At 38.3% G+C, this 528-nt stretch carries 2 protein-coding genes; both read left to right on the top strand.

Annotated features, from left to right (window positions below; translation table 11 throughout):
• Nucleotides 1–236, top strand: a 236-nt coding sequence (locus tag TT13_RS10875; RefSeq protein ID WP_207644254.1) for a hypothetical protein, incomplete at its 5' end; no start/stop codon positions are given.
• Between the two features lie 11 nt (nucleotides 237–247).
• Nucleotides 248–528 (top strand): hypothetical protein (locus TT13_RS10870; protein ID WP_045477400.1); only part of this gene is annotated, 281 nt, incomplete at its 3' end.

Genomic DNA, 528 nt, shown 5'->3' with positions numbered 1-528 from the left:
AGTGCGAGTGGAGGACTATGACAATGAACATGCTTGATGGTCAGCTCGACCCAGCAGAATTTCAAACGTTTACTTTATCGGATGGTACCGAGGTACAAGAAGATGATGAAGTTATGGAATTAAACGGCTGCTACATCTTAATTAACGATTTAAACGCAGCTGCAATTACTTTTATCAGTGACAATGGTGGGGTTCGCTACATGGTTGATAAGTATGGTGGATTGAACCCTGCATAGGAGGTATAAGCATGGAACAAGGTTTAAAAATCGTAACTGAATATGGAGAATTTATTCAGCCAAGTATGTTAACTCCTGAGGCAATTCAGAAGTTAAACGATGAACAAATTGAGGCTGTAACAGAGTATATTCGTTTATTTTCATCTTATAAGCCGAAGTTAGAGGCGGAAATCAAACGTCGTATTTCTGAAAACGGTACTGAGTTTAATCATGCAAATATCACTACCTCAACCACTTTAAAAACTGGTGATTTAACTAGTACAGTGAAGGCTGAATTTTTGAAAGATTGGGG

Origin of the sequence: Weissella oryzae SG25 (genome assembly GCF_000691805.2) — a bacterium.
Classification (GTDB): Bacteria; Bacillota; Bacilli; order Lactobacillales; family Lactobacillaceae; genus Weissella; species Weissella oryzae.
This window is presented reverse-complemented; position numbering and strand designations above follow the sequence as displayed.